This window comes from Novosphingobium naphthalenivorans NBRC 102051 (genome assembly GCF_001590985.1).
Taxonomy (GTDB): Bacteria; Pseudomonadota; Alphaproteobacteria; order Sphingomonadales; family Sphingomonadaceae; genus Novosphingobium; species Novosphingobium naphthalenivorans.
This window is the reverse complement of the sequence record NZ_BCTX01000071.1, coordinates 1-25,386: the sequence shown is the minus strand read 5'-3', so window position 1 is coordinate 25,386 and position 25,386 is coordinate 1. Positions and strand designations below refer to the sequence as shown.

Here is a 25,386-nt window from a genome sequence, read left to right as displayed (position 1 = left end):
CAGCGGCCCGGTGCGCCGTGAAGCGCACCGGGCCGCCGTATCTTCAGGCCTGAAACCGATCAGTCTTCGGTCTTGGCCGCAGCCTTCTTGGCAGGCGCCTTCTTGGCGGGTGCCTTCTTGGCAGCGGGCTTGGCCTCACCGTCCTCGGCAGCCTCGGCCTTCTTGGCAGGCGCCTTCTTCTTGGCGGGAGCCTTCTTCGGAGCTTCCTCAGCGGCAGCTTCCTCGGCAGCCGGAGCTTCCTCGGCGGCTTCGGCCTTCTTGGCGGCAGCCTTCTTCGCCGGAGCCTTCTTGGCGGGGGCCTTCTTGGCTTCCGCAGCCTCGCCGTCAGCATCGGCCTCGATCGCGGCCTGCAGCTCGTCGCGGGTCACTTCGCGCTCGGTGACTTCGGCCTTCTCGATCAGGAAGTCGACGACCTTGTCCTCATAGAGCGGCGCGCGCAGCTGGGCGGCCATCATCGGGTCGTTGGCGACATATTCCATGAAGCGCTGGCGGTCTTCGGGGCGGTACTGCTGCGCCGCCTGCGAGACCAGCATCGACATTTCCTGCTGCGAGACTTCCACGCCGTTGGCCTGGCCGATTTCCGACAGGAGCAGGCCCAGACGCACGCGGCGCTCGGCGATCTTGCGGTAGTCGTCCTTCTCCGCCTCGATCTCGGCGAGAGCGGCTTCGGGATCTTCCTCGTGGCTCGCTTCGTGAGTGAGCTGCTGCCAGATCTGCGAGAATTCGGCCTCGACCATCGTCGGCGGCACGTCGAAGTCATGACCGGCGGCGAGCTGGTCGAGCAGCGAGCGCTTCATCGCGGTGCGGGTCAGGCCGGCGGTTTCCTGCTCAAGCTGGCCCTTCATGAGGTTCTGGAGCTGTTCAAGGCTCTCAAGGCCCAGTTCCTTGGCGAAATCGTCGTCGATCTTCGATTCGGCGGGCGCCTTGATCTCGTGGGCGACGATGTCGAAGGTGACTTCCTTGCCCTTCAGGTTCTCGGCCGGGTAGTCCTCGGGGAACGACACGGTGATGACGCGCTCGTCACCCGCCTTGATGCCGACGAGCTGTTCCTCGAAGCCCGGGATGAAGCGCTGCGAACCGATCACCAGCGGCGCCTTTTCGGCCTTGCCGCCTTCGAACTCGACGCCGTCGAGCTTGCCGGTGAAGTCGATGATCACCTGATCGCCGTCAGCGGCCTCGCCGTCCTTGGTCTCGAAACGTTGCTGCTGCGAGGCAATGCGCTCGACCGCTTCGGCCACGGCTTCCTCGGCCACCGGCACGATCAGCTTTTCGAGCTTGAGGCCTTCCAGCGACGGCGCCTCGATCACGGGCAGCACTTCCAGGCTGACAGTCAGCTCGGCATCCTTGCCCTGCTCATAGCCTTCGCCCAGCGCGATATCCGGGTTCATCGCCGGACGCAGCGCCTTGTCGGCCACCAGCTTGTCCATGGCTTCGCGGATGGTTTCGTTCAGCGCATCGCGGTGGATCGCCTCGCCGTGCATCTTCTTGACGAGATTGGCGGGCACCTTGCCGGGGCGGAAGCCGGGCATACGCACCTGCGGCGCGATCTTCTGGATTTCGCCTTCGATGCGCTCGACAATGGTCTGGGCGGGAATGGTCACCGTGTAGGCGCGCTTCAGGCCCTCGTTGGTGGTTTCGACGATCTGCATTTCGATGCCTTCCTGTGCAATTCACGGGGCCTTTTCGGCCGATTTTCTTGGCTCACCCTCCCACAGGCGGCGGACTGGTGCGGGCGAAGGGACTCGAACCCCCACATCTTGCGATACTGGTACCTAAAACCAGCGCGTCTACCAGTTCCGCCACGCCCGCTTGGATGAAGCCTGAAACTCAAGGGACGGGCCCTTAGAATGTCACGCGGAAAAGGGCAAGCGCCGCGACGATTCGCGCGCTCGCGGATATGCGCCTGCCCCCTTGCGGGACGCCCGATTGGAGCCCACGTTGGACGAAACGCGATTCACAAGAGGTAGTCATGGCCACCCAGCCCGGCGAAGTCCCCGGCACCACCCCCGCCGAAACCCCCGTTCCGCCCAGCGAGCCGTTCGAGCCGGGCACGCCGCCCGAGACCGAACCCGACTATCCCGATTTCGACCAGCCGGACACCGGCCCGTCGGAGATGCCGCCGCTGGATTGATCGCTCCGGAGATCTGGCCAGACATCCGATTTCTGCCACAATCGCCGGGCAGGAACCGGCGGCTATGATCACCATCAGGCAAGCCACGTTTCCGCAGGATAGCGATGCTGTTCTGAGCATCTGGCGCGAATTCGTCGCCAGCCCCAGCGTCAGCCTCGACTATCAGGGCTACGAAGCGGAATTCGCAGACTTGCCGGGCAAATACGGCCTGCCGGACGGCCGCATCCTGCTTGGCGAGATCCGTGGAAGGGTCGAAGGAACCGTCGCCTTGCGCAAGGTGAGCCCGGCGATCTGCGAAATGAAACGCCTCTATGTCCGGCCCGCCGCACGGGGCACGGGCCTCGGACGGCAACTCGCAACGGCGCTCATCGGCGAAGCCCGGCGCGCAGGCTACGCGGACATGCGGCTCGACGTGCTCGCCGAATTCGCCGCCGCACAGAAACTCTACGCCGATCTGGGCTTCGTTCCGGCGGAGGCGATATCCTTCAACCCCACGCCCGGCGCGCGGTTTCTTGGACTGCCGCTGACTTGATAAACGCCCCTTCCTCCCCCTTGATGGGGGAGGGATACGCAGGCTTGGCAGCTTGCCTGCCTAGCCGGAGTTGGGTGGGGGTGAGGTTCGGGTGCCACCCCAGTCACCCCCTTCCAAGCTTCGCTAGCACCTGACGGCGCAAGCTACGCTATCCTTCCCCCATCAAGGGGGAAGGTCATCCGCCTGCTATCGCATCAACCCGGCCAGCGCCTGCAGCAGCGTCAGGTCCTTGGCCTCGACCCGCTCGCCCCCCGGCGCTGGCGCGCATTCCATGCAATAGGCCTGCACGCCCTGCGCCGCGAACAGGCCCTTGACCTGGTGCAGGGCCCGGCCCGCCTGCGCCTGCTGGCGCGCGGCGATCAGGCCCGCGAAATCGTAGGCGGCAGCGGCATCGCCTTGGGAATCGGCCTCGAAATCCTCAAAGAAGCTGGTGAAGGGATCGACCGGCTCGTGCAGGAACTCGGCATACCACTTGCCGTTGCCGACACCGCCCGCCTTGGCGGCATAGGCCAGCGCGGTATCGAGATTGCCCATCTCGTCGACAAGGCCCAGTTCCTTCGCCTGCGCCCCCGGCCAGATGCGCCCCTGCCCAATGGCATCGATCTGCGCCGGCGTGCGCCCGCGCGCCTTGGCGACCAGCCCCAGGAACTTGCCATAAGTATTCTCGACCGAGGACTGCAGCAGATCGTTCAGTTCCGGCGTGAACCCGCCAAGGACGTCCGGCTGGCCCGATAGCGGCGTGGTGCGCACACCGTCGCTGGTCACGCCGAAGTCGGCCAGAGTCTTCTCGAAGCTGGGGATCACCGCGAAGACGCCGATCGATCCCGTGATCGTCGCGGGCTCGGCAAAAACCTTCTGCGCGGGCGTCGAGACCCAGTAACCGCCGCTGGCGGCAAGATTGCCCATCGAGACGACAACCGGAATCCTGGCATCCCGCCAGCGCTGGATGGCCCGGCGAATCCGCTCCGCCGCCGTGGCCGACCCACCCGGCGAATCGATCCGGACGACCAGCGCCTTGTAGCCTTCCTTGAGATTGTCATCGAGCAGCTTGGCGATCCGGTCGCCGCCGGCCTTGCCCGGCCCGGCATCGCCATCGACGATCTCGTTGGCAATGGTCACGACCGCGATCTTGGCGCCCTGCTGCTTTTCGGGATTGGCTTTCAGCCAGGTCGCCAGCCGGGTGTAGGCATAAGGCACGTCGTCATCGGCATCCCCTTTGCCCGCCAGCTTGGTCACGCGCTTGTCGAAACCGGTCTTGTCGCCGAGACGATCGACAATGCCGGCCACCTTGGCCGCCTGTGCGAAATCGCCGCCCGCCGCCTTCATCGCCGCCACCGGGTTCGACACCAGTTCGTCGATATGCGCCTTGGGACGGGCCTTCTTCACATCGGCCTTCCAGGCATCCCACAGCGCACCATAAGCGTTTTCGTAGTCTCCACGCGCTTCGGGCGACATGCCGGAGCGCATATAGGGCTCGACCGCGCTCTTGTGCGTGCCGACGCGATAGACGTGGGCGTTGACCTTGAAGCGGTCGATCAGCCCCTTGTAGTAGTTCACCGTACCGCCCGGCCCGGCGGCCACGGCCTCTCCCATCGGGTCAAGCCAAGCCTCGCTGGAATGCGCGGCAAGCTGGATACCATCGTCGAGATAGACATTGGCGAAAGTGAGCACCGGCTTTCCGGCCTTGCGCACATCGTCCATCGCCGCGCCGATTTCCTTGAGGTGGATGAAACGGCCGCCCATGAAGCGCGACAGATCGAGCACGACGACCTTGATCCGGTCATCCTTCGCGGCCAGGTGCAGCGCGCGTTCGATGTCGCGGGCGGCATATTCGTGAGTCGGCGCTTCGCCCGCCATCAGCACGCTCAGCGGATCGATCTGGCTCTTCTCCTCGACCACGGTGCCATCGAGATCGAGCAGGAGCGCGCCCTTCTGCACATGCCCGGCCGTCGGGCGGGCGGTGAGCGCGGCATAGATCAGGCCGAAGAACAGGATCAGGAACAGAAGCGCCAGAGCATCCTTGATGCCGACCAGCAATTTCCAGATCTTGCTCGCAAATTTCATCGATGCACCTGCCTTTCGCACCAAGTCCTTACCTGCACTCGCACGCGCTTGGAAGGGAAGCGGGACCAGAGTTGCAGGATTGTTGCCCCGCCGCGCCATTAAAGTGCGTTCATATGCGGAAGGGCGAGACGGACCGCCGCGAAAAATCACGTCGGAAACATTGGAGAACGGGCTTGAGCCAAGGCCCCGCCGCCCCTAAGGCATCATCTTCAATGACATCGCCAGAATATACCTATCCGGAAGGCGCCGCCGCCTTCCCGCACCGGGGCCTTGTAGGCATCGCGGGCCTTGCTCCGCACGAGATCTGGTTCCTGCTCGATGAAGCGGAACAGTGGGTCGAGCTGAACCGCAAGGCACAGAAGCACCGCGAAGTGCTTTCAGGCCTGACGATCATCAACGCCTTTTTCGAGAATTCCACGCGCACGCTGCTCAGCTTCGAGATCGCGGGCAAGCGGCTGGGCGCCGATGTCGTCAACATGGCCGTGGCGACGTCCAGCGTGAAGAAGGGCGAAACGCTGATCGATACGGCGATGACGCTCAACGCCATGCACGCCGATGCCATTGTCATCCGCCATGCCAGCTCGGGCGCGGTGCAGCTGATCGCGGACAAGGTGGACTGCCCGGTGCTCAACGCGGGCGACGGGCAGCACGAGCACCCGACTCAGGCCCTGCTCGATGCGCTGACCATCCGCCACGCCAAGCGCGCCTTTAACGGGCTGCGCGTCACCATTTGCGGCGACATCCTGCACAGCCGCGTCGCCCGCTCCAACATCCTGTGCCTTACCTCGCTCGGCGCCGATGTGCGCGTCTGTGCACCGCCCGCGCTGATGCCCGAGGATATCGAGCGGATGAACGTTCAGGTCTTCCACGATTTCGACGCCGCGCTCAAAGGCGCCGACGTGGTGATGATGCTGCGCCTGCAGATGGAGCGCATGGAGGGGCAGTTCATCCCTTCCCCGCGCGAATACCGCCATCTTTACGGGCTTTCGATGGAACGCCTGGCCAAGGCGCAACCCGACGCGCTCGTCATGCATCCCGGTCCGATGAACCGGGGCATCGAGATCGAAAGCGATGTGGCCGACCTCGCGGGAGTTTCGCAGATCACCACCCAGGTGGAAATGGGCGTCGCCATCCGCATGGCCTGTCTGGACGTGCTGACCCGCCGGGGCCGCAAGGCGGAGGGCTGGGCATGAGCGCGCACGCACCGCTGACTGTCACCAACGGCCGCCTGCTGCTGCCCGGCGGCGAGATCGTGCCCGGCGCGATCCGCTCCGAAGGCGGTTTCATCACTGCCATCGGCCCCGATGTCACGCCGCAGCCGGGCGATCTCGTGTTCGAGGCCGCAGGCAAGCTGGTGACACCCGGCCTCGTCGACCTTGGCGTGTTCGAGATCGACAAGCCCGCGTTCCACTTCGGCGGCATTACCCGCGCGGCGCTGATGCCGGATCAGAACACCCCGCTCGACATTCCCTCGCGCGTGCGGTTCGCAGCCCAGTCGGGCAAGCCGGACTTCTGGGTCCACCCGCTGGCCGGCGCCACCCGTGAGCTGAAAGGCGAAGCGCTGGCCGAGATCGCGCTGATGCGCGAGGCCGGAGCCCGCGCGGTGGCCACCGGCCGCCGCTGGATCGGCGATTCGGGCACGATGCTGCGCCTGCTGCACTACACCGCGATGCTCGGCCTGACTGTCATCGCGCACGCCGAGGACGGCGGGATCGTCGGCAAGGCGGTTGCCACCTCGGGCGAGATGGCCACCCGCCTCGGCCTGCCGAGCGCGCCGGCCCAGGCCGAGGCACTGGCAATCGCCCGCGACATCGCGCTTGCCGAACTGGCTGGCGCGGCGATCCACTTCCGCAACGTAACCACGGCCGCCGGGCTCGATCTGGTCCGCGCCGCCAAGGCGCGCGGGCTGAAAGTGACGGCCGGCGTCTCGCCCGCCTACTTCATGCTGTCGGACCTCGCCGTCGCCCAGTTCCGCACCTTCGCCCACCTCTCGCCGCCGCTGCGCTCCGAAGATGACCGCAAGGCCGTGATCGCCGCCGTCGCCGACGGTACGATCGACGTGATCGGCTCGGGCCACGATCCGCGCGGACCGGAAGACAAGCGCCTGCCTTTCGCCGATTCGGCCCCCGGCATGGCGGGCGCGGAAACGCTGCTGCCGCTGACACTCAATCTGGTGCGCGACGGCGTGATCTCGATGGGCCGCGCCTTCGACCTGCTGGCGGCCAACCCAGCCCGCCTGCTCGGCGCCGATGCCGGGCGGCTGGCCGTGGGCGCTGAAGCGGATATCGCCGTCGTCGATCCGGACCGGCCGTGGATCGTCAATTCGGACAAGATGGCGGCGAGCGCGGGCAATACCCCGTTCGACAAGCAGCCGGTCCAGGGCCGCGTCCTTGCCCTGTTCAAGGGCGGTGTCACCGTGCGCACCAAGAAAGTCCGGCCTGCCTAGGGTCTGTGGGGATTCAGGCCATGCGGGCCTGCGAACGGCAGTTTTCTGCGCTTCCGGTGCTCACGTACCGGAAGTACGCTGCGCGCCGGTTCTCGAAAGCCACCATTCTCGGCTCCGCCTGGCCTGAATCCCCACAGACCCTGAAGCGGCATGAAAAAATGGCCCCCGTCCCGAAGGACGGAGGCCATGCAAGGTTCACATGGGAACGTTGAAACTCAGCGGCTCGCCAGCATCGCGCCGGACTGGCCCTTGCCGGGAAGCGCCCCCGGCAGCGTGCGCGAACTGGCGTAGGCAAAGCAGCCATGGCCGCGATCGCGAACGGTCGAGCACAGGCTGTGCGCGGCGCCGCGGTCGAAACCTTCCGCAGCCACGCGGAAGTAGCGCTGCCCGCGCACTTCGGCCTCGGTGATGCGCATCGTGTGATCCTTGAGCGCCGGATTGCGGGCCACGAAGATGCCCCAGGCGCGCTGGGCGCCCTCCAGCGTGCGGAACGAGCCGAGCTGCACCAGATGTGTGCTGCCTGCGACATAGGCGCTGCGCGCGGTGCCGAGCGGCTGCACTTTGGGCTGCGAGACGAACTTGGCGCTTGCCGCCTTCGGGGCGGGCGCCGCGCCGGTGGCCAGCGGCGATTCCGGTTCGGCCGCCGGCGCGAAGGCGGCTGCGAACGTGGCCGGCTCCTTGCTGGCCGGTGGCGCGGCGGGGACTACGGGAGCGACAGGGGCGGCATCGGCCACGCGGCGCTCGGCAACGGCCGGCGGAAGCTCGGCGACCGGTGCCGGCTGCGGCGCGGCAGGTTGCTTGACCGGCTCGGCTAGCGCCATGCGGGCCTCGCCCTGCCCGTCGGTCTGCGGTGCGTTCAGCGCCAGCGCGGCGGGCTGGCCTGCGTCGACGCGCACCGGCGCACCGAGCAGACCGGCCACGCGGGCCTGGAACTGTTCGGGACGGGCGCGACTGGACCATTCCTGCAAACGCGCGTCGATCTGGTCGGCCGGCACGTCCTGCGAGGCGATGATCCGCGCTTCGGTCCAGTGGCCGCCGAGCGCGTAAGCATAGGCTAGGTTCTGGCGGGCCTTGGGTGTGTTCTCGCCATTGTGCAGCGCGTCGGTCAGCAGGCCGACAGCCTGCTCCGGACGCCCCGCGAGAGCGATGGCAAGACCGAGGTCGCTGGCCGGGATCTGATTGCGCCAGCGGGTCAGCGTCGTCAGCGCTTCGGCATCGCGGTCCGAACCGGCATAGGCCAGTGCAAGGCCAAGGCCGATGCGCGGGCTGTCTTCACCCAGGCTTACCGCATCCTGAAATGTGGTCGCAGCCGATTCGAAACGCCCCGCGGCCAGATAGGCCTGTGCCAGCGCCACGCGGTCGGACGCATCGCGCGGCGACTTGGCGACGCGCTTTTCGGCCGCGGCAATCGCCTTGTCCGCTTCGCTTCCGAACTGCTCGCCCGAAGCGGCCGGAGCGCCGGAACTGGCAAGCGGAGCATGGCCCGAACAGCCGACGAGCAGCGCTGCTGCCATCGCGGTGCAGGCCGCAAGGCCGGCAGTGCGGGCGTGGGTGTTGAAACGTTGCATCGGACGTATTTCCCCCTGGATCTCTTCCGCGCCTCTCACGTCAGCGTCCCGTGCCGCCGGGACCCTGGAGCTGCGCGACTTCAGGAATTTCGGACAGATATTTGTCGAGCGCCTCGGTCACGAGGATCTGGGCGCTACGGTTGAGCACGACGCCCGCCATCTTGAGGCGGAAATGCCGCTCGGCATCGAGCCGCAGCGTGAAAGCCGCGCGGCGGCCTTCCGGAGCGGTGGGCTGCGGCGGCGGAAAGGATTGATTGATGCGCCAGGCGATCTGCTCGATCTGGCGCAGGACTTCGGGCATTTCGCTGCCGGGCAGGCTCTGTGCCGGAGCGGCTTCCTGCGGAGCAACTTCCTGCACGGGCGCCGAAACGAGCTCGGGCGCGGAAACAGGCGCCGGCGCCGGAGCGGATTCGTGCTGCCGTTCGTTTCCATGGCCCCAGTCGTTCCAGCCCAGATCCTCGTTGTGGGCAGGCCCGGCGCCGGAAACGAACTTGACCGCATCCTGACGGCGCATGGCGGGCTTGGCCCCGCCCTTGCGGGCCAGCAGCCTCGGCGTAAGCGAGGCGAAGGCGTGGTGCTCGCTCATGGCGCCGCCCCCGCCTTCAGGAACCGGCCACGCGGCGGCCGAAGCCGCCGACCGGCCGCACGGCATTTTGCAGCACATGCTGCCCGCCGCCCGGAACCGTGAAGACCGTCCGGCGGAAATTGCGCTCGAGACGGTCGGAGATGTAATTCCACAGGGATGTGACTTCCTGCGCCGAACGGCCGTTGGGATCGACTTCCATCACCGTGCGCCCATCGATCATCGATGCGGCGAAGTCGGTGCGCTGGTGCAGCGTGACCGGAGCGACCGTGCCGTGCTGCGAAAGCGCAACGGCGGCTTCCGCGGTGATACGCGCCTTGGGCGTGGCGGCATTGACCACGAACAGCAGCGGCTTGCCCGAGCGTTCGCACAGATCGACCGTCGCGCCGACGGCGCGCAAGTCGTGCGGGCTGGGCCGGGTGGGAATGACAATGAGTTCGGCAACCGAGATCACGCTCTGGATCGCCATGGTGATCGCCGGCGGGGTGTCGATCACGGCCAGCTTGAAGCCCTGCTGGCGCAGGACCTGCAGATCGCTGGCCAGACGGGCGACCGTGGTCTGCGCGAAAGCGGGCAATTCCGCCTCGCGCTCGTTCCACCAGTCGGCCAGCGAGCCTTGCGGGTCGATGTCGATCAGGACGACCGGGCCGGCGCCGGCGCGCTGCGCCTGGACGGCAAGATGGCCCGACAGGGTCGTCTTGCCCGATCCGCCCTTCTGCGATGCCAATGCTAGTACGCGCAAACCAAGACCCCCAAAAAAGAAACGCATCAGGCCGGAAAGGCCTTCTTCAAGGGAAATTCTCAGATCGTTCCTAATTTTAAGTTAAGCCCCCGGCGGGTTGAAAAACCGGAAAAACTGGCCGAAATTGTGGTCCTTGACGGCCCCAATAAGGCCTTGTTCACCATTCTCGGTAACAAGGGTTATGGTCGGGCTTCTTAGTCTTGCGGCGTTCGAACTGGCGCAGACTACCGGTTTCCGCTTACCATTCCGTTCGTCACGGGGCACAAGCACGCAATGACAGGCACGCAATGATCGATGCGAAGAAATTTCTGCCGCTCCTCTGTTTCGGCAGCCTGGCGGCCCTGGCTGCCGGGCTTCCCGCCACCAGCGCCTGGGCGGACGTCAAGGCCGGTGTCGATGCGTGGACTGCGGGCGACTACACCCGGGCGGTAAAGGAATGGACACCGCCGGCCGAGCGCGGCGACCCCGATGCCGAATTCAATCTGGCGCAGGCCTACAAGATGGGCCGGGGCGTGCCGATGGACCTGGAAAAGGCCAAGGACCTTTACGGCAAGGCCGCCGCGCACGGACATGTGCAGGCGGCGGATCTCTATGGCCTGCTGCTGTTTCAGGACGGCGAGCGGGAAAAGGCGCTGCCTTATATCAAGGCCTCTGCGGCGCGCGGCGATCCCCGCGCGCAGTACATTCTGGGCGTGGCGCATTTCAATGGCGACCTGGTGGAGAAGGACTGGGTCCGCGCCTATGCGCTGGTCAGCCTTGCCCGTCAGGCCGGAATGCCGCAGGCAACGCGCGCGCTGGCACAGATGGATTCGTTCATTCCCCTGGCCGACCGCCAGAAGAGCGTGCTTCTCTCCACCCAGATCGCCGCCGAAGCCGAAGCCACGCGCCAGCGCCTGGCCGCCTCCACTGAACTGGGCGGAGCGCCTCGCCCCGGTGCGGCCCTGCCTCCTGCCGCGGCGGCCCCCGCCCCCGCGCCGGTCAGAGTGCACACGGCCTCCTCACCGGACATGGCCATTGCCGACGCCGTGCGCCTTGCCGGAAACGACAGCCCGGCCACAGCGGGCGCCGACTATGCCCGCCCGGCATCGCCCCCGGCGCCCGTGGCCAGCCGCCCTGCCCCTGCTCCGGCCCCTGCTCCGGCCCCGCCTCCAACGCCGGTGCCCTCCCGGCCTGCCGCAACCGCCGCTCCGCCGCCCAAAGCTGCCGCTGCGCCCTCCGCTTCCAGGCCAGCCGCGTCAGGGCCATGGCGCACCCAGCTTGGCGCTTTCGGCGTTCCCGGAAATGCCGACGCGCTCTGGGCGAAAGTGAAAAACCGTCCCGAACTGTCCGGCCACGGCAAGCTGCTGGTTCCCGCCGGCAGGCTGACCAAGCTGCAGGCCGGCGGCTTTGCGACCAAGGCGGAGGCCGATGCGGCCTGTTCGCGCCTGACAGCAGGCGGATTTACCTGCCTGGCCGTGCGGGACTGATACTGGGCCCCGCTCTTGCCTGAGGCGCCTCCGGAAACGGATGCTCCCGACGCCGCATTGCCGCGGCTGGCGACGCTCGACCTGATCCGCGGCATTGCCGTGCTTGGCATTCTGGCGATCAATATCGCCGGATTCGCCGGGCCGATGGCCTCGGCCACTTCGCCCAGCCTGCTCCATCCGGCCGGTCCGGCGGACGAGGCGGCCTTCGCCTTCTCCTTCCTGTTCTTCGAAGGCAAGATGCGGGCGCTGTTCTCGCTGCTGTTCGGCGCCGGGCTGGTCCTGTTCTGGGAACGCACCGAAGCGGCAGGGCGAAACGGCGATGTGCTGCAGGTGCGGCGGCTGTTCTGGCTGATCGCGCTGGGCGCGCTGCACTACCTGCTGTTGTGGTGGGGCGACATTCTCTTTCTCTACGCCATCTGCGGCCTCGGCGCGCTGGTGCTGCGGCCGCTCAACGACCGTATGCTGCTGATCATCGCGCTGGGGCTCTACTATGTCTGGCACGTGTGGGGCCTGCTCGATTCGGCCGCCGTGATCCGCGCCGAAACGGCCCTGCGCCACGGCGATGCCAGTGCCGCTCAGATCCACCTGCTGGCCGAATGGTTCCAGCCGGTCCGCACCTGGGCCGCACAGGAGCTGCGCGAAAGCCACCTCGGCTTTCTCAGCCTGCTGGCGGTGAAACTGGGACAGCGCCCGTTCTGGCAAGTGCAAATGGTCTCGGGCAATTTCTCCGAAACCCTGCCGCTGATGCTGATCGGCATGGTGCTCTACCGCCAGGGCTTCTTCACCGGCACGTTCTCCCGCCACCGGATGAAAGCGCTGGGCGTGACCTGCACGGCCACCGGACTGGGGCTGACCGCGCTGTTCCTCGGCTGGGCCTGGCCCCGGCACTTCCCGCCGGTAGCGATGCACGCCGCGCTCGTCTGGGGCCTTGCCATGCCGCACGTGCTATGCGGCTGCGGCTATGCGGCGCTGCTGGTGCTGGCAACTCCGCGCCTTGCCCCCACGCCGCTGGGCCAGCGCCTGATCGCGGCAGGGCGCATGGCCTTCAGCAACTATATCCTGACCAGCCTCGTCATGACTTTCGCCTTCTACGGCTGGGGCCTGGGCCTGTTCGGCGCGATCGGCCCCGCAGGGCAGATCCTGTTCGTGCTGGGCGGCTGGGCCCTGATGCTGGGCTGGAGCGCGCCCTGGCTGCGCCATTACCGGCGCGGCCCGCTCGAATGGCTGTGGCGGTCGCTGGTCGAGCGCAAGGTGCTGGAAAATCGCCTTTGATAATCATTCGCAAAACTGTTGCGATCAATTCTCATTTGCGTATAGTGGGCCTCAAAGAGGATTCGCCCATGTACGTTTGTATCTGCAACGCCATTCGGGAAAAGGACCTGCGCACCGCGGCCCGTTGCTGCGGCGGCAGCGCCGAAGCGGTCTATGCCGCCCTCGGCCACACGCCGCAATGCTGCCAGTGTCTGGACGAAGCGGAAGACATCATCGCCGAAGAGACCATGACCGGCAGCGCCGCCCTTTCCGCCGCCGCCTGAACGCCCGCTCCGGGCAACCCGGCCCCGAGGCAACATCGATAGACATCGATAGACTTGGGGCCAACATCCATAAAATAGAAGGATGCAGGCGCATTCTTGCGCCGGGGCAGCCTTGTACTCATTTCGCTGAGGCCGCATACTGCGCCCTTCTCAGCCAGAGGAGCTGCCGACCATGCAAGGCGACCCGCAAGTCATCGATTTCCTCAACAAGGCCCTGCTCAACGAGCTGACCGCGATCAACCAGTACTGGCTGCATTACCGTATGCTGGACAACTGGGGCATCAAGAAGCTCGCCGAGTACGAGCGGCATGAATCGATCGACGAGATGAAACATGCGGACGTGCTGGCCGACCGCATCCTGTTCCTCGAAGGGCTTCCCAACTTCCAGGCGCTCGGCAAGCTGCGCGTGGGCGAAGGGGTGGAGGAAATCCTCAAGGCCGATCTCGCGCTCGAACACGATGCGATCCCGCTGCTCAAGGAAGCCATCGTCCATTGCGAGGCCGTGCGCGACTTCGTGAGCCGTGAGGTCTTCGAACGCATCCTCGAAAGCGAGGAGGAGCATGTCGACTTCCTCGAAAAGCAGTTCGACATGATCGCGCGCATGGGCATCCAGAACTACTGCCAGCTCCAGAGCAAGCCGGCCGAAGACTGATCGGAGCGGCGGGCGGCCAGCCATGGATTTCCCCGCGCGCCTCGCCCTGTCCGTCCCGCTGATTCAGGCGCCGATGGCAGGCACGTCCACGCCTGTCCTCGCCGCCGCCGTCAGCAATGCCGGGGCGCTCGGCTCGATCGCGGTGGGCACGCTGACGCCTGATGCCGCCCGGCGCGACATCGCCGCCCTGCGCGCCGCGACTGGGCGGCCCTTCAACGTCAATCTCTTCGTTCACGAACCCTGCACGCCCGATCCGCAGCGCGAGGCTGCGTGGCTGGAGGCCTTGCGCCCGGTCTTCGCCGCTTTCGAGGCGCAGCCGCCCGGCGAGCTCGAAACGATCTATCCCACCCTGATCGGCAACCGCGAGATGCTGGCCGCGCTGGTGGACGCGGCCCCGCCCGTCGTCAGCTTCCACTTCGGCCTGCCCGAACGCGAGGCCATGGCCGCGCTCAAGGCCGCCGGGTGCCTGCTGCTCGCCACGGCAACTTCGCTCGCCGAAGCGCATCTGGCGCGCGATGCCGGGATCGACGCGGTCGTCGCGCAAGGCTGGGAAGCGGGCGGGCACCGGGGCCTGTTCGATCCCTCTGCCCCGGACGGAAAGCTCGGCACGCTCGCGCTGACCCGGCTGCTGGCCGCGCATTCTGGCCTGCCGGTGATCGCCGCGGGCGGAATCATGGACGGCCAGGGCATCCGCGCCGCGCTCGATCTGGGCGCCGTGGCCGCACAGCTTGGCACCGCCTTCATCGCCTGCCCCGAGAGCAGCGCGGACGAGGCCTACCGCGCCGCGCTTGCCAGCGAGGCGGCATGGCATACCACCATGACCGAGGCGATCTCGGGCCGCCCGGCGCGGTGTCTCGCCAACCGCTTCACCGCTTTCGCCGCGACGCCCGGCCTGCCGCCAGTCGCGCCCTACCCGCGCGCCTATCACGCCGGAAAGGCGCTGAACGCCGCCGCCCGGACGCAAGGCGAAACCGGCTTCGGCGCGCAATGGGCCGGACAAGGCGCACCGCTGTCCCGCCCGCTTCCGGCGGCAGAGCTGGTCGCCCTGCTCGCCGGAGAACTTGCGGATCAAAGGGCCTGACACCGCTCGTCCTGAGCTTGTCGAAGGACGTTGGCGCAGCGCTGAAACAGCCACCCTTCGACAAGCTCAGGGTGAGCGGCCCTCATTTGAGAGGCGCCGCTTTCACAAGACTTAGTCGCTGACCAGCGGCGCGTCCTTCTTCGCGTCGGTCCGGTACTTGTCGAACCACGCAAGGATCGCCGAAGCCTTGGCCGCCGATTGCGAGGGCCGCGCGGCAATGCCGCCGTGGCTGGCGCCGGGCACCTTGACCATCGCCGTCGGCACGCCGCGGATCTGCAGCGCGGCATAGTACTGCTCGGACTCGCTGTCGGGCGTGCGGTAGTCCTCGGCCCCGACCACCACCAGCGTCGGCGTCTTCACATTGCCGACCAGGCTGAGCGGCGAGCGCTTCCAGTAGCTCATGGGATCTTCCCAGGGCTTCTTGTCGAACCAGTAGCGCGAAGTGAAGGGCGTCGAATCCATCGTCAGCGCCTCGCTGATCCAGTTGATCACCGGCTTCTGCGACGCCGCCGCCTTGAAGCGGTCGGTCTTGCCGACGATCCACGCCGTCAGCACCCCGCCGCCCGAGCCGCCGGTAACGAAAAGGTTGTTGGGATCGGCTACGCCATCGGCAATCGCGGCGTCGACGGCGGCCATCAGGTCGTCATAGTCGGTGCCGGGATAGGCCCGGTCGATCAGGTTCGCGAATTCCTCGCCATAGGAGGTGCTGCCGCGCGGATTGGTGTAGAGCACGGCATAGCCATGCGCGGCATAGAGCTGATAATCGGTCGAGAACGAAGGGCCATAGGCCGCGTTCGGACCGCCATGGATTTCCAGGATCAGCGGCACCTTCTGCCCCGGCTTGAGCCCCGGCGGCGTCACCAGCCAGGCATCGATCGCGCGGCCGTCGGGCGCCGTGACCGGCAGCTTGCGCACCGGCGCCATCGCCTTGGCATCGATCCAGGTGCCGTTGAGATCGGTCAGCCGCTTGCCGGCGCCCCCGCCCGTCACCCACAAGTCCGCCGGTTCGCTGGCGCTGCCCGCGGTATAGGCGATCTTGCCATTCGCTGAGACGCTGAACCCGCCGCCGGTATAGGGCCGGTCGAAATGCGCGCCCGCCGTCAGTCCTTCGGCCACCGTCTTCATCGACCCATCGAGCCCGACGCGCGCGACCTTGGTGGCACCGCGATCGTCGTACTGGACATAGATCGCGCCATTGCCCGCCCATTCCAGCGCGTCGATCGAGCGGTCGAGCTTCGGCGTCAGCAGCCGCACGCCGCTGCCGTCCGCGTTCATCACGTAGAGGTCGGCGTTCTCGTAGGAGCGGTTGACGTCGTCATAGCCGGTATAGGCGATATGCTTGCCGTCCGGCGAAAGCCGCGCCGTCCGGGCCCTGCCGGCTGGTGAGCGCCATGACCGCGCCGCTCGCCACATCGACGCTGTAGACTTCGGAATTGTTGATGTCCCGCTGCCAGTCGGCGTGGCGGTTGGCCGTGAACACGATGCGCCGCCCGTCCGGGCTCCACGACAGCGGCCCGCCATCGTCGAATTGGCCGAACGTCACTTGCCGGGGCGCGCCGCCATCGGCCGAAACGACGAAAATGTGATCGAACCCGGCCGGCAGATAGCCCGCACCGTCGAAACGGTAGGTCACGCGGTCGATCACCTGCAGCGGCTCCGCCCACTTGGCCCCCTCGGGCTTGTCCGCAGGCTGCGATCCCAGCTCCATCGGCTCTCCGGGGACGCGCATGGTATAGGCGATCTGCCGCCCGTCAGGGGACCATGCGATGGCGCCGGGGCTGTCGGGCAGTTCGGTGATCTTCACGTCCGCCCCGCTCGCCAGCCACAGCACATGGAGCTGCGGCGCGCCGGTGCCGTCGCTGGAGACATAGGCCAGCCGCTTGCCATCGGGAGACCAGCGCGGCGAGAAATGCGCGCCCGGCCCGGCCACCAGCGGACGCTGAGCGCCCGAGGCCGCATCGACCAGCCAGATCGACGGCACGTCCTTGTCGGTCATGATGTCGCCGCTGGACCGGACATAGACGATTCGCGCCCCGTCGGGGGCGATCTGCGGATCGGTCACGCCGTCGAGCTTGAACAGGTCGGCCGGGGTGAAGGCCCGCTCGGGCCCTTCCGCTTTCGCGGGACTTTCGGCCGCCAGGGCAAGCGGCGCGGGAACGAGGAAACAAGCGGTCAGTGCAAGCGCGGTAATGCGCGCAATTGGGATAGAGGACAAATGTCGCACTCCTGCAGGTGGGAGGATGGCGCATGTCTTGCCCGGTTCACCGAAAATTTCCAGTCCGCCCGTTCGACATGCAACGCAGATAGCTGGCAAAGCAGGAAAACGTGCTAAAGCACGCCTCATGGAACCACCCCCCCAGCGCACATTCGAATTCGAGGATGGCGGGTTCATCACCCTGGTCATCCTCATCAGCGTTGCCTTCGCCTTTCTGCTGGCGCCCTATTTCGGTGCCGTGCTGTGGGGCGTGATCGCCGCGATCATGTTCCAGCCGATGACCGCGCGGCTGGCCCGCAAGCTGGGCGGCCGCGCCAACCTTGCCACGTCCATCGTGCTGCTGGGTCTGGTGGCGGTGTTCGTGGTGCCCACGATCCTGCTCGGCATCAGCCTGGTGAACGAGGCGACCAGCCTCTACAACCAAATCACCAGCGGCGAGATCAACATCGGCAAGATGATCCACGATCTGCACGCGGCGCTGCCCTCCAGCGTGCGGCGTTTCATCGCCCAATACGGCCTCACCGACTTTGCCCGGCTGCGCAACGAATTCGGATCGAGCATCACCAGCAGCCTGCAGGGCATCGCCGGACGCCTGCTGACCGTCGGCCAGGGCGCGCTCAGCTTCATCGCCGGGCTGGGCGTGATGCTCTACCTCAGCTATTTCCTGCTGCGCGACGGAGACCGCTACGGCAGCCTCGTGCAGGATGCGCTGCCGCTGCACCATGAAACCCGCGATTCGCTGATCCAGCATTTCCTGCTGGTCGTGCGCGCCACGATGCGCGGCACGGTGGTCGTCGCCGTGGTCCAGGGGCTGCTGGGGGGGATCATCTTCTCGCTGCTGGGGATCGAGGGCGCGCTGATCTGGGGCGTGATGATGGGCTTCTTCTCGCTGCTGCCCGCCGTCGGCACCGGCATCATCTGGGTGCCCACCGCGATCTACCTCTTCGCCACCGGAGAGATGGCCAAGGGGGCGATCCTGGTGTTCTGCGGCATGTTCATCATCGGCATGGTCGACAACGTGCTGCGCCCGATCCTCGTCGGCCGCGACACCCGGATGCCCGACTTCGTGGTGCTGATCGCCACACTGGCGGGCCTCGAACTGTTCGGCCTCAACGGCTTCGTGATCGGCCCGGTGATCGCCGCGCTGTTCATGGCGGTGTGGACCCAGCAGCGCGAACGCAAGCTGGCCAAGGCCGCGGCTGCCGCAGCGGACGAGACCACTGGGGAAGCCAATGCGGAGGCGCATCCTTCGTAAAGGGGTCACGTCGTAACAGGCGGAGAACGCCGGAAAGCGAGGTGAGATGGAAGAACTGCCACTCAGCCGGGCCTTCACCCTGATCGAACCGGGGCCGGTCGTACTGATCACCACCAACGACGGCACCGCGGACAATGTGATGACCGTGACCTGGACCATGGTCACGGGGTTCGCCCCCACTTTCGCCATCGCCACGGGGCCATGGAACTATTCCTACCGGGCGCTGCGGGACACCCGCGAATGCGTGCTGGCCATCCCCGCCGCCGACCTGCTCGACACCGCCATCGGCATCGGCACCTGTTCCGGCGCGGACACCGACAAGTTCGCCAAATTCCCCCTCACCCGCGCCAAGGCCCGGCACGTGCGCGCGCCGCTGATCCGCGAATGCCTGGGCCAGATCGAATGCCGCGTGACCGATATCGTGGAACAGCACAACATCGTCGTGCTGGAAGGCCTCGCGGCATGGTTTGACCCCGCGCGCGAAGAGCAGCGCCTGATCCATGCGGTGGGCAACGGCACCTTCGTGGCGGACGGCGAGCGGTTCGACCGGCGCGAGATGATGCGCTCGAAGCTGCCGGATGGGGTTTAGGGGGGAGTTGGGGCGGTGGGGGCTGCGCCTCATTGCCGTCGTGACCCGCGGGACAATTGTATCCTGAACGCGGACCCGCGGGATCGCTACAACCAGGCGGCTTCGCGCAGCTTGATAACTGCGGACCGGGCCACGGGTGCCTCCAGACCGTTGGAAAGCCGCAATCGCATGTTGCGGGGAGTGCCCTTGACTTCCGTAACCGCGGCCTTGGCCACCCACCAACTGCGATGCGTCTGTATCCCATCAACCTCGTTCATGCGGCCGATAGCCTGCTTGAGCGGCATGAGGATGATTTGCGATCCGCCGATGCGATGAACCCGTACGTAATGATCTTCGATCTGCAGTGCGATGATAGCAGCGGGTTGGAAGAAGGGGTCAGCCAGTACCTCGTCCTGTTCCGGCAGTTCTTCGGGTTGCATCGCACTTTGTCGCCGTATCGACCATTGCACGCCGATCAGCACGAACAGGACACCGATGACTATCGTTTGCCCATACCACAGGAGAGGAGAGGGAAAGTGATCCTTGAGACGCGGCCAGATATGGAGCGCCATTGCACGCGAAATCCACGACTGCGGGATGCTGGCGAACAAGGTGCCCAGCAATAACGCGCTCCAGTCCACGGCACTGGAGCGCCATCGCCCGAGCAGGAAGTGAATAATCGCTCCATAGAGCAAAAGCCCGATCCAGCAGTTGCTCATCCAGAACAGCAACCGAATGTGGAACGGGCCGTTGAGATAGCTTCCGAACGGCCCCAGCAAGGTGAGCAGCAATCCGCCTGCACTGACGAGCGCGGCGCCGCGCAGATAGAAATGGCGGTCCAGTCTCATGCGCCGCTCTTACCAATGCGCGGCACCCGCGTGAAGGACCGCTTGGCCGCACTCCTGGCCATTCGTCCGGCCGCGTACCCGTTCGCCCATTCACGAATGGGCGCTTGGCAATCTCGCCCTCGCCTCGTGAAAACACCGGGGCATTTCCTTGAGGAGCAGAGACGATGCGCAAGTTTTGGGCGGTGCTCGCCGTCATATTCGTTTTCCTTGCCAATCCGGCTTTTGCAGCCGGAACTCCCATCGCCGGCAGCTCTGTTGGCTTCCAGCGTTTGACAGGTGCGGACGGGACGGAAATCGGCATCTGGTATCCCTCCGCCGGCGAGGAACGCGATATTGTGCTGGGGCTCTATCGGCAGCAGGTCGTACCGGGCGGCCCCGTCATCGGGCAGGCGTTACCTCTGGTTGTCATGTCGCATGGAAACGGAGGATCGTTCGCCAGCCACGCCGACACGGCCAAAGTGCTGGCGAAGGCGGGCTTCATCGTGGCGGCACTCACGCATCCTGGTGACAACTGGAAGGATCAGAGCAAGGCGACCGCCATGGCTGACCGGCCCGTTGCACTGTCCCGGTTGATCGACTTCATGCTTGGCGAATGGACCTCTGATGCAGCGATCGATCCTGACCGGATCGGCGCTTTCGGCTTTTCATCGGGCGGCTTCACCGTGCTTGCCGCTGCAGGTGGAGTTCCCGATTTCACGCTGCTGCCCCGCCATTGCGCCGCCCATCCCGAAAGCTACGACTGCAGGCTGCTGAAAGAGCATCCCCGCGATTCCATGCCGTCCTGGCCTGCCATGCACGATCCGCGGATCAAGGCCCTGGTTGTCGCGGCTCCAGCGCTCGGCTTCACGTTCACCGGTAGTGGCCTGAAAGACATCCGAATACCGGTGCAGCTATGGCGTGCGGACGACGATCATATTCTTCCGGCACCCGACTATGCCGATGCCGTTCGCGCCGCCTTGCCAACCGCTCCGCAATTTCATTCGGTTCCCGGTGCGGATCACTTCGATTTCCTGGCGCCTTGCAATGGGCCGGTATCCGTGCCTGCAATATGCGCCGAGGCTTCTGGCTTTGATCGCGTCGGGTTCCATCGGCAATTCAACTCGGCCGTCGCCGCATTCTTCACCGAAACGCTTGCCAGGCCATGAGGCACATCTCTTGGCCAAAAGCAGAGATCTCCGCTTCAGGCTCCCCACCCCCAAAACTTTCCTACACGCCCGCCCGCTGTCACACTGCGCGCGGCATCTGTCTTGCCGCGCTCTTTGAACCGTTCATATCGCGCCCGAAATCGCACCTTTTCGGTGTAAAGTTTACGCGCGGGCAAGCCCCTGAGAACAGGGGTCTTTTGAAAAGTTACCATGGCCTCTGCGGGTGAAGTTATGACCTTCACCCGCCGCACCGTCACTTCTTACTAAACGGGTTCTTCGGGCTGCGCAGCGTCAGGCGGATCGGCACGGCCTCGAAGCCCAGTTCGCGGCGGATGCCGTTGATGAGATAGCGCTTGTAGCTTTCGGGCAGCATGTCGAGCCGGGTGCCGAACAGCACGAAGCCCGGAGGGCGGGTCTTGGCCTGGGTGATGTAGCGCAGCTTGATCCGCTTGCCGCCCGGTGCCGGCGGCGGGTTGGCGGCGAGCGCGTCGTCGAACCAGCGGTTGAGGCCCGAAGTCGGCACGCGGCGGCTCCACGCCTCGCGAATCGAGAAGGCGGCGGCGAGCATGTCGTCGAGCCCCTTGCCGGTGCGCGCCGAGACCGCTAGCAGCGGCACCCCGCGCACTTGCGCCAGGCCATCGTCGAGCGCGGCGCGAATGCCGTTGAACAGCTTGCTCGCGTCCTCGGCCACGTCCCACTTGTTGATAGCGATCATCAGCGCGCGGCCTTCCTCAAGCACCATCGAGGCGATCTTGAGGTCCTGATGCTCCAGCCCGCGCGTGGCATCGAGCAGCAGCACGACGACTTCGGCAAAGTCGATCGCATGGCGCGCGTCGGCCACCGCCATGCGCTCCAGCTTCTCGGTCACTTGCGCCTTCTTGCGCATCCCCGCCGTGTCGATCAGCCGCACCGGGCGGTCCTCGCCGGACTTGGGATCGTGCCAGGTCCAGTCGATCGCGATCGAATCGCGGGTGATGCCCGCTTCGGGGCCGGTCAGCAGCCGGTCTTCGCGCAGCAGCTTGTTGATGAGCGTGGACTTGCCCGCATTCGGACGGCCGACGATGGCCAGCTTGAGTACCGACTGCGGATCGAATTCCCACTCGTCCTCGTTCTCCTCGCCCTCCTCGGGCTGAAGCGGATCGAGATGCGGCAGCAGCGCCTCGAACAGGTCGCCCATGCCTTCGCCATGTTCGGCCGAGATCGCCACGGGATCGCCCAGGCCCAGCGAATAGGCTTCCAGCAGCCCGCCCTCGCCCGCGCGGCCTTCGGCCTTGTTGGCCAGCACGATCACCGGCACCGGCGAGGCGCGCAGCCATTGGGCGATCTCCTCGTCGAGCGGCGTCAGCCCGGCGCGCGCGTCCACCACGAACAGCGCGACATCGGCGGTTTCGAGCGAAGCCTCGGTCTGCTGGCGCATCCGGCCGGGCAGCGTTTCGGCCTCGTCGTCCTCCCACCCGGCGGTATCGACGATCTGGAATTTCAGCCCCAGCAGTTCGGCATCGCCGAAGCGCCGGTCGCGCGTGACGCCGGGCTGATCGTCGACCAGCGCCAGTTTCTTGCCGACCAGCCGGTTGAACAGCGTGGACTTGCCGACGTTGGGCCGGCCGATAATGATGACTTGCGGTAACATGCTGATATGCCGCTTGGGGATTTTGCGCGGGTTTGGCAAGCATCCGGCAAACATGCGGCATATGCTTGCCGCAATATTAACCTTTCTTTGCAGGATAGCCCTAACCTCATCCCCGTATTCCGGGTGGCATGAAGGGATTCAAAAAAGCCATCTTCTTCGGTGCTTGCGTGGCCATGGTGTCACCAGCCCTAGCCAGTTCGGCGATCGACCGGATTGTTTCGGACTCGTACACCAGCGACGGCGGCAACAGCACGCTTTCCGGCTCTCCGTCCGGCGTGCTGCAATGCGTGCCTTATGCACGCCAGCTTTCCGGCATCCAGATCTATGGTGATGCCCATACCTGGTGGAATCAGGCAAAGGGCCGTTACGCGCGCGGACATCTCCCCAGAGTCGGCGCGGTCATGGCCGTTCGCCCCTTCCACAATTCGCACCTGGGCCACGTCGCCATGGTCAGCAAGATCATCGATTCGCGTACGATCCTGCTCAGCCACGCGAACTGGTCCTATCCCGGCCAGATCGAGCGTAATGTCACCGCGCTGGACGTCTCCCCCGATAACGACTGGAGCGAGGTGCGCATCTGGTATGGCCCGAACCAGAACCTGGGAACCACCCATTGGCCGGTCGCGGGCTTTATCTACAATGCCAAACCGGGAACCATTCCGGACCTTGGCACCGACCGCCTCACCCAAGTCTCCGCCTCCCCCAGGATTGCGGCAGAGACCGGGACAAAGCAGAAGCACCGGCATGATGACCCGATCGGAGAGATCATCGCCGGTACTTATTGAAGAACGGACGGTAACCGCGAAAGTTCAGTCTTTTTTCGCGACCGGCGGATTCTCGCCCAGATCCTCGTACCAGGCTTCGACCGGGCCACTCAGCTTGATCGTCAGCGGCTGCCCCTTGCGGTCCAGCGTCTTGCCGGCCTGCACACGCACCCAGCCTTCGGAAATACAGTATTCCTCGACATTGTTGCGCACGGTGCCCTTGAAGCGGATGCCGATGCCACGCTGCAGCTTGTCGGCATCGAAGAACGGGCTCTTCGGATTGATCGCGAGGTGATCGGGCGGCACGTCTGCGCCGGCTTGCTGAAGGGCCTCAACGGGCGTGCTGGTCTCTTCGGTCATGGCCCTGCGCTTTAGAGGGAGATCGGGGCTTGTCAATTCAGCGCTTGTCAACGTGCCCCGAGTTGTCTAGGGGCGCGCTTCCGCAACTGGTAGCGGGCGCGTAGCTCAGCGGTAGAGCACACCCTTCACACGGGTGGGGTCACAGGTTCAATCCCTGTCGCGCCCACCATCCCTTGCCGGGATGGCCCTTTCCCCAAACATCGCAAGACAGGCCGTGCGTTGACTGCGGTCAATGTACAAATGCCCGCGCAAGGTGCATTCCTTCCCCCCGTCACCATTGGGGAGATTGGACATGTTCAAGGTCAACGTCGGCGGAATCGATCGCCTGCTGCGAATCGTCTTGGGAATCGTGCTGCTCGCGCTGGTCTTCGTAGGACCGAAGACGATGTGGGGCCTGATCGGCGTGGTGCCGCTCGTCACCGGCCTGCTGCGCACCTGCCCGCTCTACAGCATTCTCGGGATCAAGACCTGCCCGACCAAGTGAGGAGGCAAGTCACCGGGGAGATGTCCTTTCCGGGCATCTCCTGCTTGCGCGGGGCCTGTCTGCACGGCATAGCCCCGCGCCATGCATGATATCCGTCTGATCCGCGAAAACCCGGCCGCTTTCGACGCCGGCTTAGCCCGCCGCGGGGTAGCTCCCGTGGCCGATGCCATCCTCGCGCTCGACGAGCAGCGCCGCGCGGTCGCCACGCGTATGCAGGAAGGGCAAAGCCGCCGCAACGAAGCCTCCAAGGCCATCGGCAAGGCCATGGGCCAGGGTGACACCGAGACCGCCGAAGCGCTCAAGGCCGAAGTCGCCCAGCTCAAGGACACGCTCCCCGCGCTCGAAGCCGAGGAGAAGGAGCTCTCCGCCAGACTGCAGGACGAACTGGCACGCCTGCCCAACATTCCGGTCGACGAAGTGCCGGAAGGCGAGGACGAGACCCAGAACCTCGAAGTGAGCAAGTGGGGCACGCCCGGCACCTTTGCCTTCACGCCGAAGGAACATGCCGATCTCGGCCCCGCGCTTGGTCTTGATTTCGAAGCCGGCGCGCTGCTCTCGGGTGCACGCTTCACGTTCCTCAAAGGCCAGATGGCGCGCCTGCACCGGGCTCTCGCCCAGTTCATGCTCGACACCCAGACCGCCACCAACGGCTACATGGAATGCAATGTGCCGCTGCTGGTGAAGGACGATGCCGTGTTCGGCACCGGCCAGCTTCCCAAGTTCGCGGAAGACCTGTTCCAGACCACGGACGGCCGCTGGCTGATCCCCACCGCCGAAGTCAGCCTGACCAATGCGGTGCGCGAGCAGATCCTCGAACCCGCCGCCCTGCCCCTGCGCATGACCGCACTCACTCCCTGCTTCCGCTCGGAAGCGGGCGCGGCCGGGCGCGACACGCGCGGGTTCATCCGCCAGCACCAGTTCGAAAAAGTCGAACTCGTCACTGTGTGCAAGCCGGAAGAGAGCGAAGCCGAGCACGAGCGCATGGTCGCCGCGGCGGAATCGATCCTGCAGGCGCTGGAGCTGCCCTATCGCAAAGTCCTGCTCTGCGCGGGCGACATGGGCGCCACCGCGCGCAAGACTTTCGACCTGGAAGTCTGGCTGCCTGGCCAAGGCGCCTACCGCGAGATCAGCTCGATCTCCAACTGCGGCGATTATCAGGGCCGCCGCATGAACGCGCGCTTCAAGCCTGAAGGCAGCAAGAAGACCGAATTCGTGCACACCCTCAACGGCTCCGGCCTCGCGGTCGGCCGCACGCTCGTGGCCGTGCTGGAAAACTACCAGCAGGAAGATGGCTCGGTCCTCGTGCCCGAGGCGCTC

23 protein-coding genes, 2 tRNA genes and 1 pseudogene are annotated in these 25,386 nt (G+C 65.9%); 16 read left to right on the top strand and 10 right to left on the bottom strand.

The genetic code is table 11. From position 1 onward, the window contains the following. Positions 1-59: 59 nt before the first annotated feature. Both tig and NN5_RS19270 read right to left on the bottom strand, forming a co-directional pair. The gene (gene tig / locus NN5_RS19275) at positions 60-1,649 is read right to left on the bottom strand and encodes a trigger factor (RefSeq protein ID WP_067737058.1); all 1,590 of its coding nucleotides are present in this window, start codon (positions 1,647-1,649) and stop codon (positions 60-62) included. A gap of 75 nt (positions 1,650-1,724) precedes the next feature. After that, positions 1,725-1,809 (bottom strand) — tRNA-Leu (locus tag NN5_RS19270). Between the two features lie 160 nt (positions 1,810-1,969). On the opposite strand from NN5_RS19270, the gene NN5_RS26390 reads away from it, so the two are divergent. Further along, complete coding sequence (locus NN5_RS26390) at positions 1,970-2,131, top strand: hypothetical protein (RefSeq protein ID WP_169801017.1); 162 nt, start codon at positions 1,970-1,972, stop codon at positions 2,129-2,131. A gap of 64 nt (positions 2,132-2,195) precedes the next feature. Next, a complete protein-coding gene (locus NN5_RS19265; RefSeq protein WP_067737056.1) occupies positions 2,196-2,663 on the top strand; it encodes a GNAT family N-acetyltransferase in 468 nt (155 codons plus the stop codon). 186 nt (positions 2,664-2,849) lie between these two features. On the opposite strand, the gene sppA is transcribed toward NN5_RS19265, so the two are convergent. Then, positions 2,850-4,727 (bottom strand): signal peptide peptidase SppA, encoded by a 1,878-nt coding sequence (sppA, locus tag NN5_RS19260; RefSeq protein ID WP_067737053.1) that lies wholly within the window; start codon positions 4,725-4,727, stop codon positions 2,850-2,852. A gap of 212 nt (positions 4,728-4,939) precedes the next feature. Between sppA and NN5_RS19255 the strand changes: the two genes are divergently transcribed. Continuing rightward, positions 4,940-5,920, top strand: coding sequence for an aspartate carbamoyltransferase catalytic subunit (locus tag NN5_RS19255; protein ID WP_067737050.1), 981 nt, complete (start codon positions 4,940-4,942; stop codon positions 5,918-5,920). Next, entirely contained in the window at positions 5,917-7,173 is a 1,257-nt protein-coding gene (locus tag NN5_RS19250; protein WP_067737048.1) for a dihydroorotase, read from the top strand. Before NN5_RS19255 ends, NN5_RS19250 begins: the two co-directional genes overlap by 4 nt. A 215-nt stretch (positions 7,174-7,388) precedes the next feature. Here the strand turns inward: NN5_RS19250 and NN5_RS19245 are convergent, their stop codons facing one another. Genes NN5_RS19245 through NN5_RS19235 form a run of 3 tightly spaced genes read right to left on the bottom strand, consistent with a single transcriptional unit; the run spans position 7,389 to position 10,066 of the window. Then, positions 7,389-8,741 carry a tetratricopeptide repeat protein gene (locus NN5_RS19245; protein ID WP_067737045.1) on the bottom strand — a complete coding sequence of 451 codons (1,353 nt, stop codon included), beginning with the start codon at positions 8,739-8,741 and terminating at the stop codon, positions 7,389-7,391. A gap of 40 nt (positions 8,742-8,781) precedes the next feature. Further along, the gene (locus NN5_RS19240) at positions 8,782-9,327 is read right to left on the bottom strand and encodes a hypothetical protein (RefSeq protein ID WP_067737073.1); all 546 of its coding nucleotides are present in this window, start codon (positions 9,325-9,327) and stop codon (positions 8,782-8,784) included. Between the two features lie 16 nt (positions 9,328-9,343). Then, positions 9,344-10,066, bottom strand: coding sequence for an AAA family ATPase (locus NN5_RS19235; protein WP_067737070.1), 723 nt, complete (start codon positions 10,064-10,066; stop codon positions 9,344-9,346). A 287-nt stretch (positions 10,067-10,353) separates the two neighbouring features. On the opposite strand from NN5_RS19235, the gene NN5_RS19230 reads away from it, so the two are divergent. The 5 genes from NN5_RS19230 (at position 10,354) to NN5_RS19210 (ending at position 14,800) form a co-directional block, all read left to right on the top strand. Beyond that, complete coding sequence (locus NN5_RS19230) at positions 10,354-11,532, top strand: SPOR domain-containing protein (protein ID WP_067737042.1); 1,179 nt, start codon at positions 10,354-10,356, stop codon at positions 11,530-11,532. A 15-nt stretch (positions 11,533-11,547) separates the two neighbouring features. Beyond that, complete coding sequence (locus NN5_RS19225) at positions 11,548-12,804, top strand: DUF418 domain-containing protein (RefSeq protein ID WP_067737040.1); 1,257 nt, start codon at positions 11,548-11,550, stop codon at positions 12,802-12,804. A 68-nt stretch (positions 12,805-12,872) separates the two neighbouring features. Next, a complete protein-coding gene (locus tag NN5_RS19220) occupies positions 12,873-13,067 on the top strand; it encodes a (2Fe-2S)-binding protein (protein WP_067737067.1) in 195 nt (64 codons plus the stop codon). 172 nt (positions 13,068-13,239) lie between these two features. Then, on the top strand, positions 13,240-13,719 hold the full coding sequence (gene bfr, locus NN5_RS19215; RefSeq protein WP_067737037.1) for a bacterioferritin: 480 nt from the start codon (positions 13,240-13,242) through the stop codon (positions 13,717-13,719). A 22-nt stretch (positions 13,720-13,741) separates the two neighbouring features. After that, positions 13,742-14,800, top strand: a complete 1,059-nt coding sequence (locus NN5_RS19210; RefSeq protein ID WP_067737034.1) for an NAD(P)H-dependent flavin oxidoreductase — start codon at positions 13,742-13,744, stop codon at positions 14,798-14,800. A gap of 111 nt (positions 14,801-14,911) precedes the next feature. Here the strand turns inward: NN5_RS19210 and NN5_RS19205 are convergent. Continuing rightward, positions 14,912-17,006, bottom strand: a pseudogene (locus tag NN5_RS19205) (prolyl oligopeptidase family serine peptidase). 136 nt (positions 17,007-17,142) lie between these two features. Here NN5_RS19205 and NN5_RS19200 point away from each other — a divergent pair. Both NN5_RS19200 and NN5_RS19195 read left to right on the top strand, forming a co-directional pair. Beyond that, positions 17,143-18,270, top strand: a complete 1,128-nt coding sequence (locus NN5_RS19200) for an AI-2E family transporter (RefSeq protein WP_067737032.1) — start codon at positions 17,143-17,145, stop codon at positions 18,268-18,270. Between the two features lie 46 nt (positions 18,271-18,316). Further along, positions 18,317-18,859 carry a flavin reductase family protein gene (locus tag NN5_RS19195; protein ID WP_067737029.1) on the top strand — a complete coding sequence of 181 codons (543 nt, stop codon included), beginning with the start codon at positions 18,317-18,319 and terminating at the stop codon, positions 18,857-18,859. Positions 18,860-18,945: 86 nt separating this feature from the next. Here the strand turns inward: NN5_RS19195 and NN5_RS19190 are convergent, their stop codons facing one another. Then, positions 18,946-19,686 carry a LytTR family DNA-binding domain-containing protein gene (locus NN5_RS19190; RefSeq protein WP_067737027.1) on the bottom strand — a complete coding sequence of 247 codons (741 nt, stop codon included), beginning with the start codon at positions 19,684-19,686 and terminating at the stop codon, positions 18,946-18,948. A gap of 164 nt (positions 19,687-19,850) precedes the next feature. On the opposite strand from NN5_RS19190, the gene NN5_RS19185 reads away from it, so the two are divergent. Beyond that, positions 19,851-20,831, top strand: coding sequence for an alpha/beta hydrolase family protein (locus NN5_RS19185; RefSeq protein WP_084385047.1), 981 nt, complete (start codon positions 19,851-19,853; stop codon positions 20,829-20,831). A 253-nt stretch (positions 20,832-21,084) separates the two neighbouring features. Here the strand turns inward: NN5_RS19185 and der are convergent, their stop codons facing one another. Continuing rightward, positions 21,085-22,461: a ribosome biogenesis GTPase Der gene (gene der / locus NN5_RS19180; RefSeq protein ID WP_067737061.1), complete on the bottom strand. Its 1,377-nt coding sequence runs from the start codon at positions 22,459-22,461 to the stop codon at positions 21,085-21,087. A gap of 128 nt (positions 22,462-22,589) precedes the next feature. Here der and NN5_RS19175 point away from each other — a divergent pair, with 128 nt between their 5' ends. Further along, positions 22,590-23,246, top strand: coding sequence for a CHAP domain-containing protein (locus NN5_RS19175; RefSeq protein WP_067737024.1), 657 nt, complete (start codon positions 22,590-22,592; stop codon positions 23,244-23,246). A 24-nt stretch (positions 23,247-23,270) separates the two neighbouring features. Here the strand turns inward: NN5_RS19175 and NN5_RS19170 are convergent, their stop codons facing one another. Next, complete coding sequence (locus tag NN5_RS19170) at positions 23,271-23,585, bottom strand: DUF3297 family protein (RefSeq protein ID WP_067737022.1); 315 nt, start codon at positions 23,583-23,585, stop codon at positions 23,271-23,273. Between the two features lie 94 nt (positions 23,586-23,679). Here NN5_RS19170 and NN5_RS19165 point away from each other — a divergent pair. The 3 genes from NN5_RS19165 to serS form a co-directional block, all read left to right on the top strand. Continuing rightward, positions 23,680-23,754: transfer RNA gene (locus NN5_RS19165), tRNA-Val, on the top strand. 123 nt (positions 23,755-23,877) lie between these two features. Then, positions 23,878-24,069: a YgaP family membrane protein gene (locus NN5_RS19160; RefSeq protein ID WP_067737019.1), complete on the top strand. Its 192-nt coding sequence runs from the start codon at positions 23,878-23,880 to the stop codon at positions 24,067-24,069. An 81-nt stretch (positions 24,070-24,150) separates the two neighbouring features. Further along, positions 24,151-25,386, top strand: a 1,236-nt coding sequence (gene serS / locus NN5_RS19155; RefSeq protein WP_067737017.1) for a serine--tRNA ligase, incomplete at its 3' end; no start/stop codon positions are given.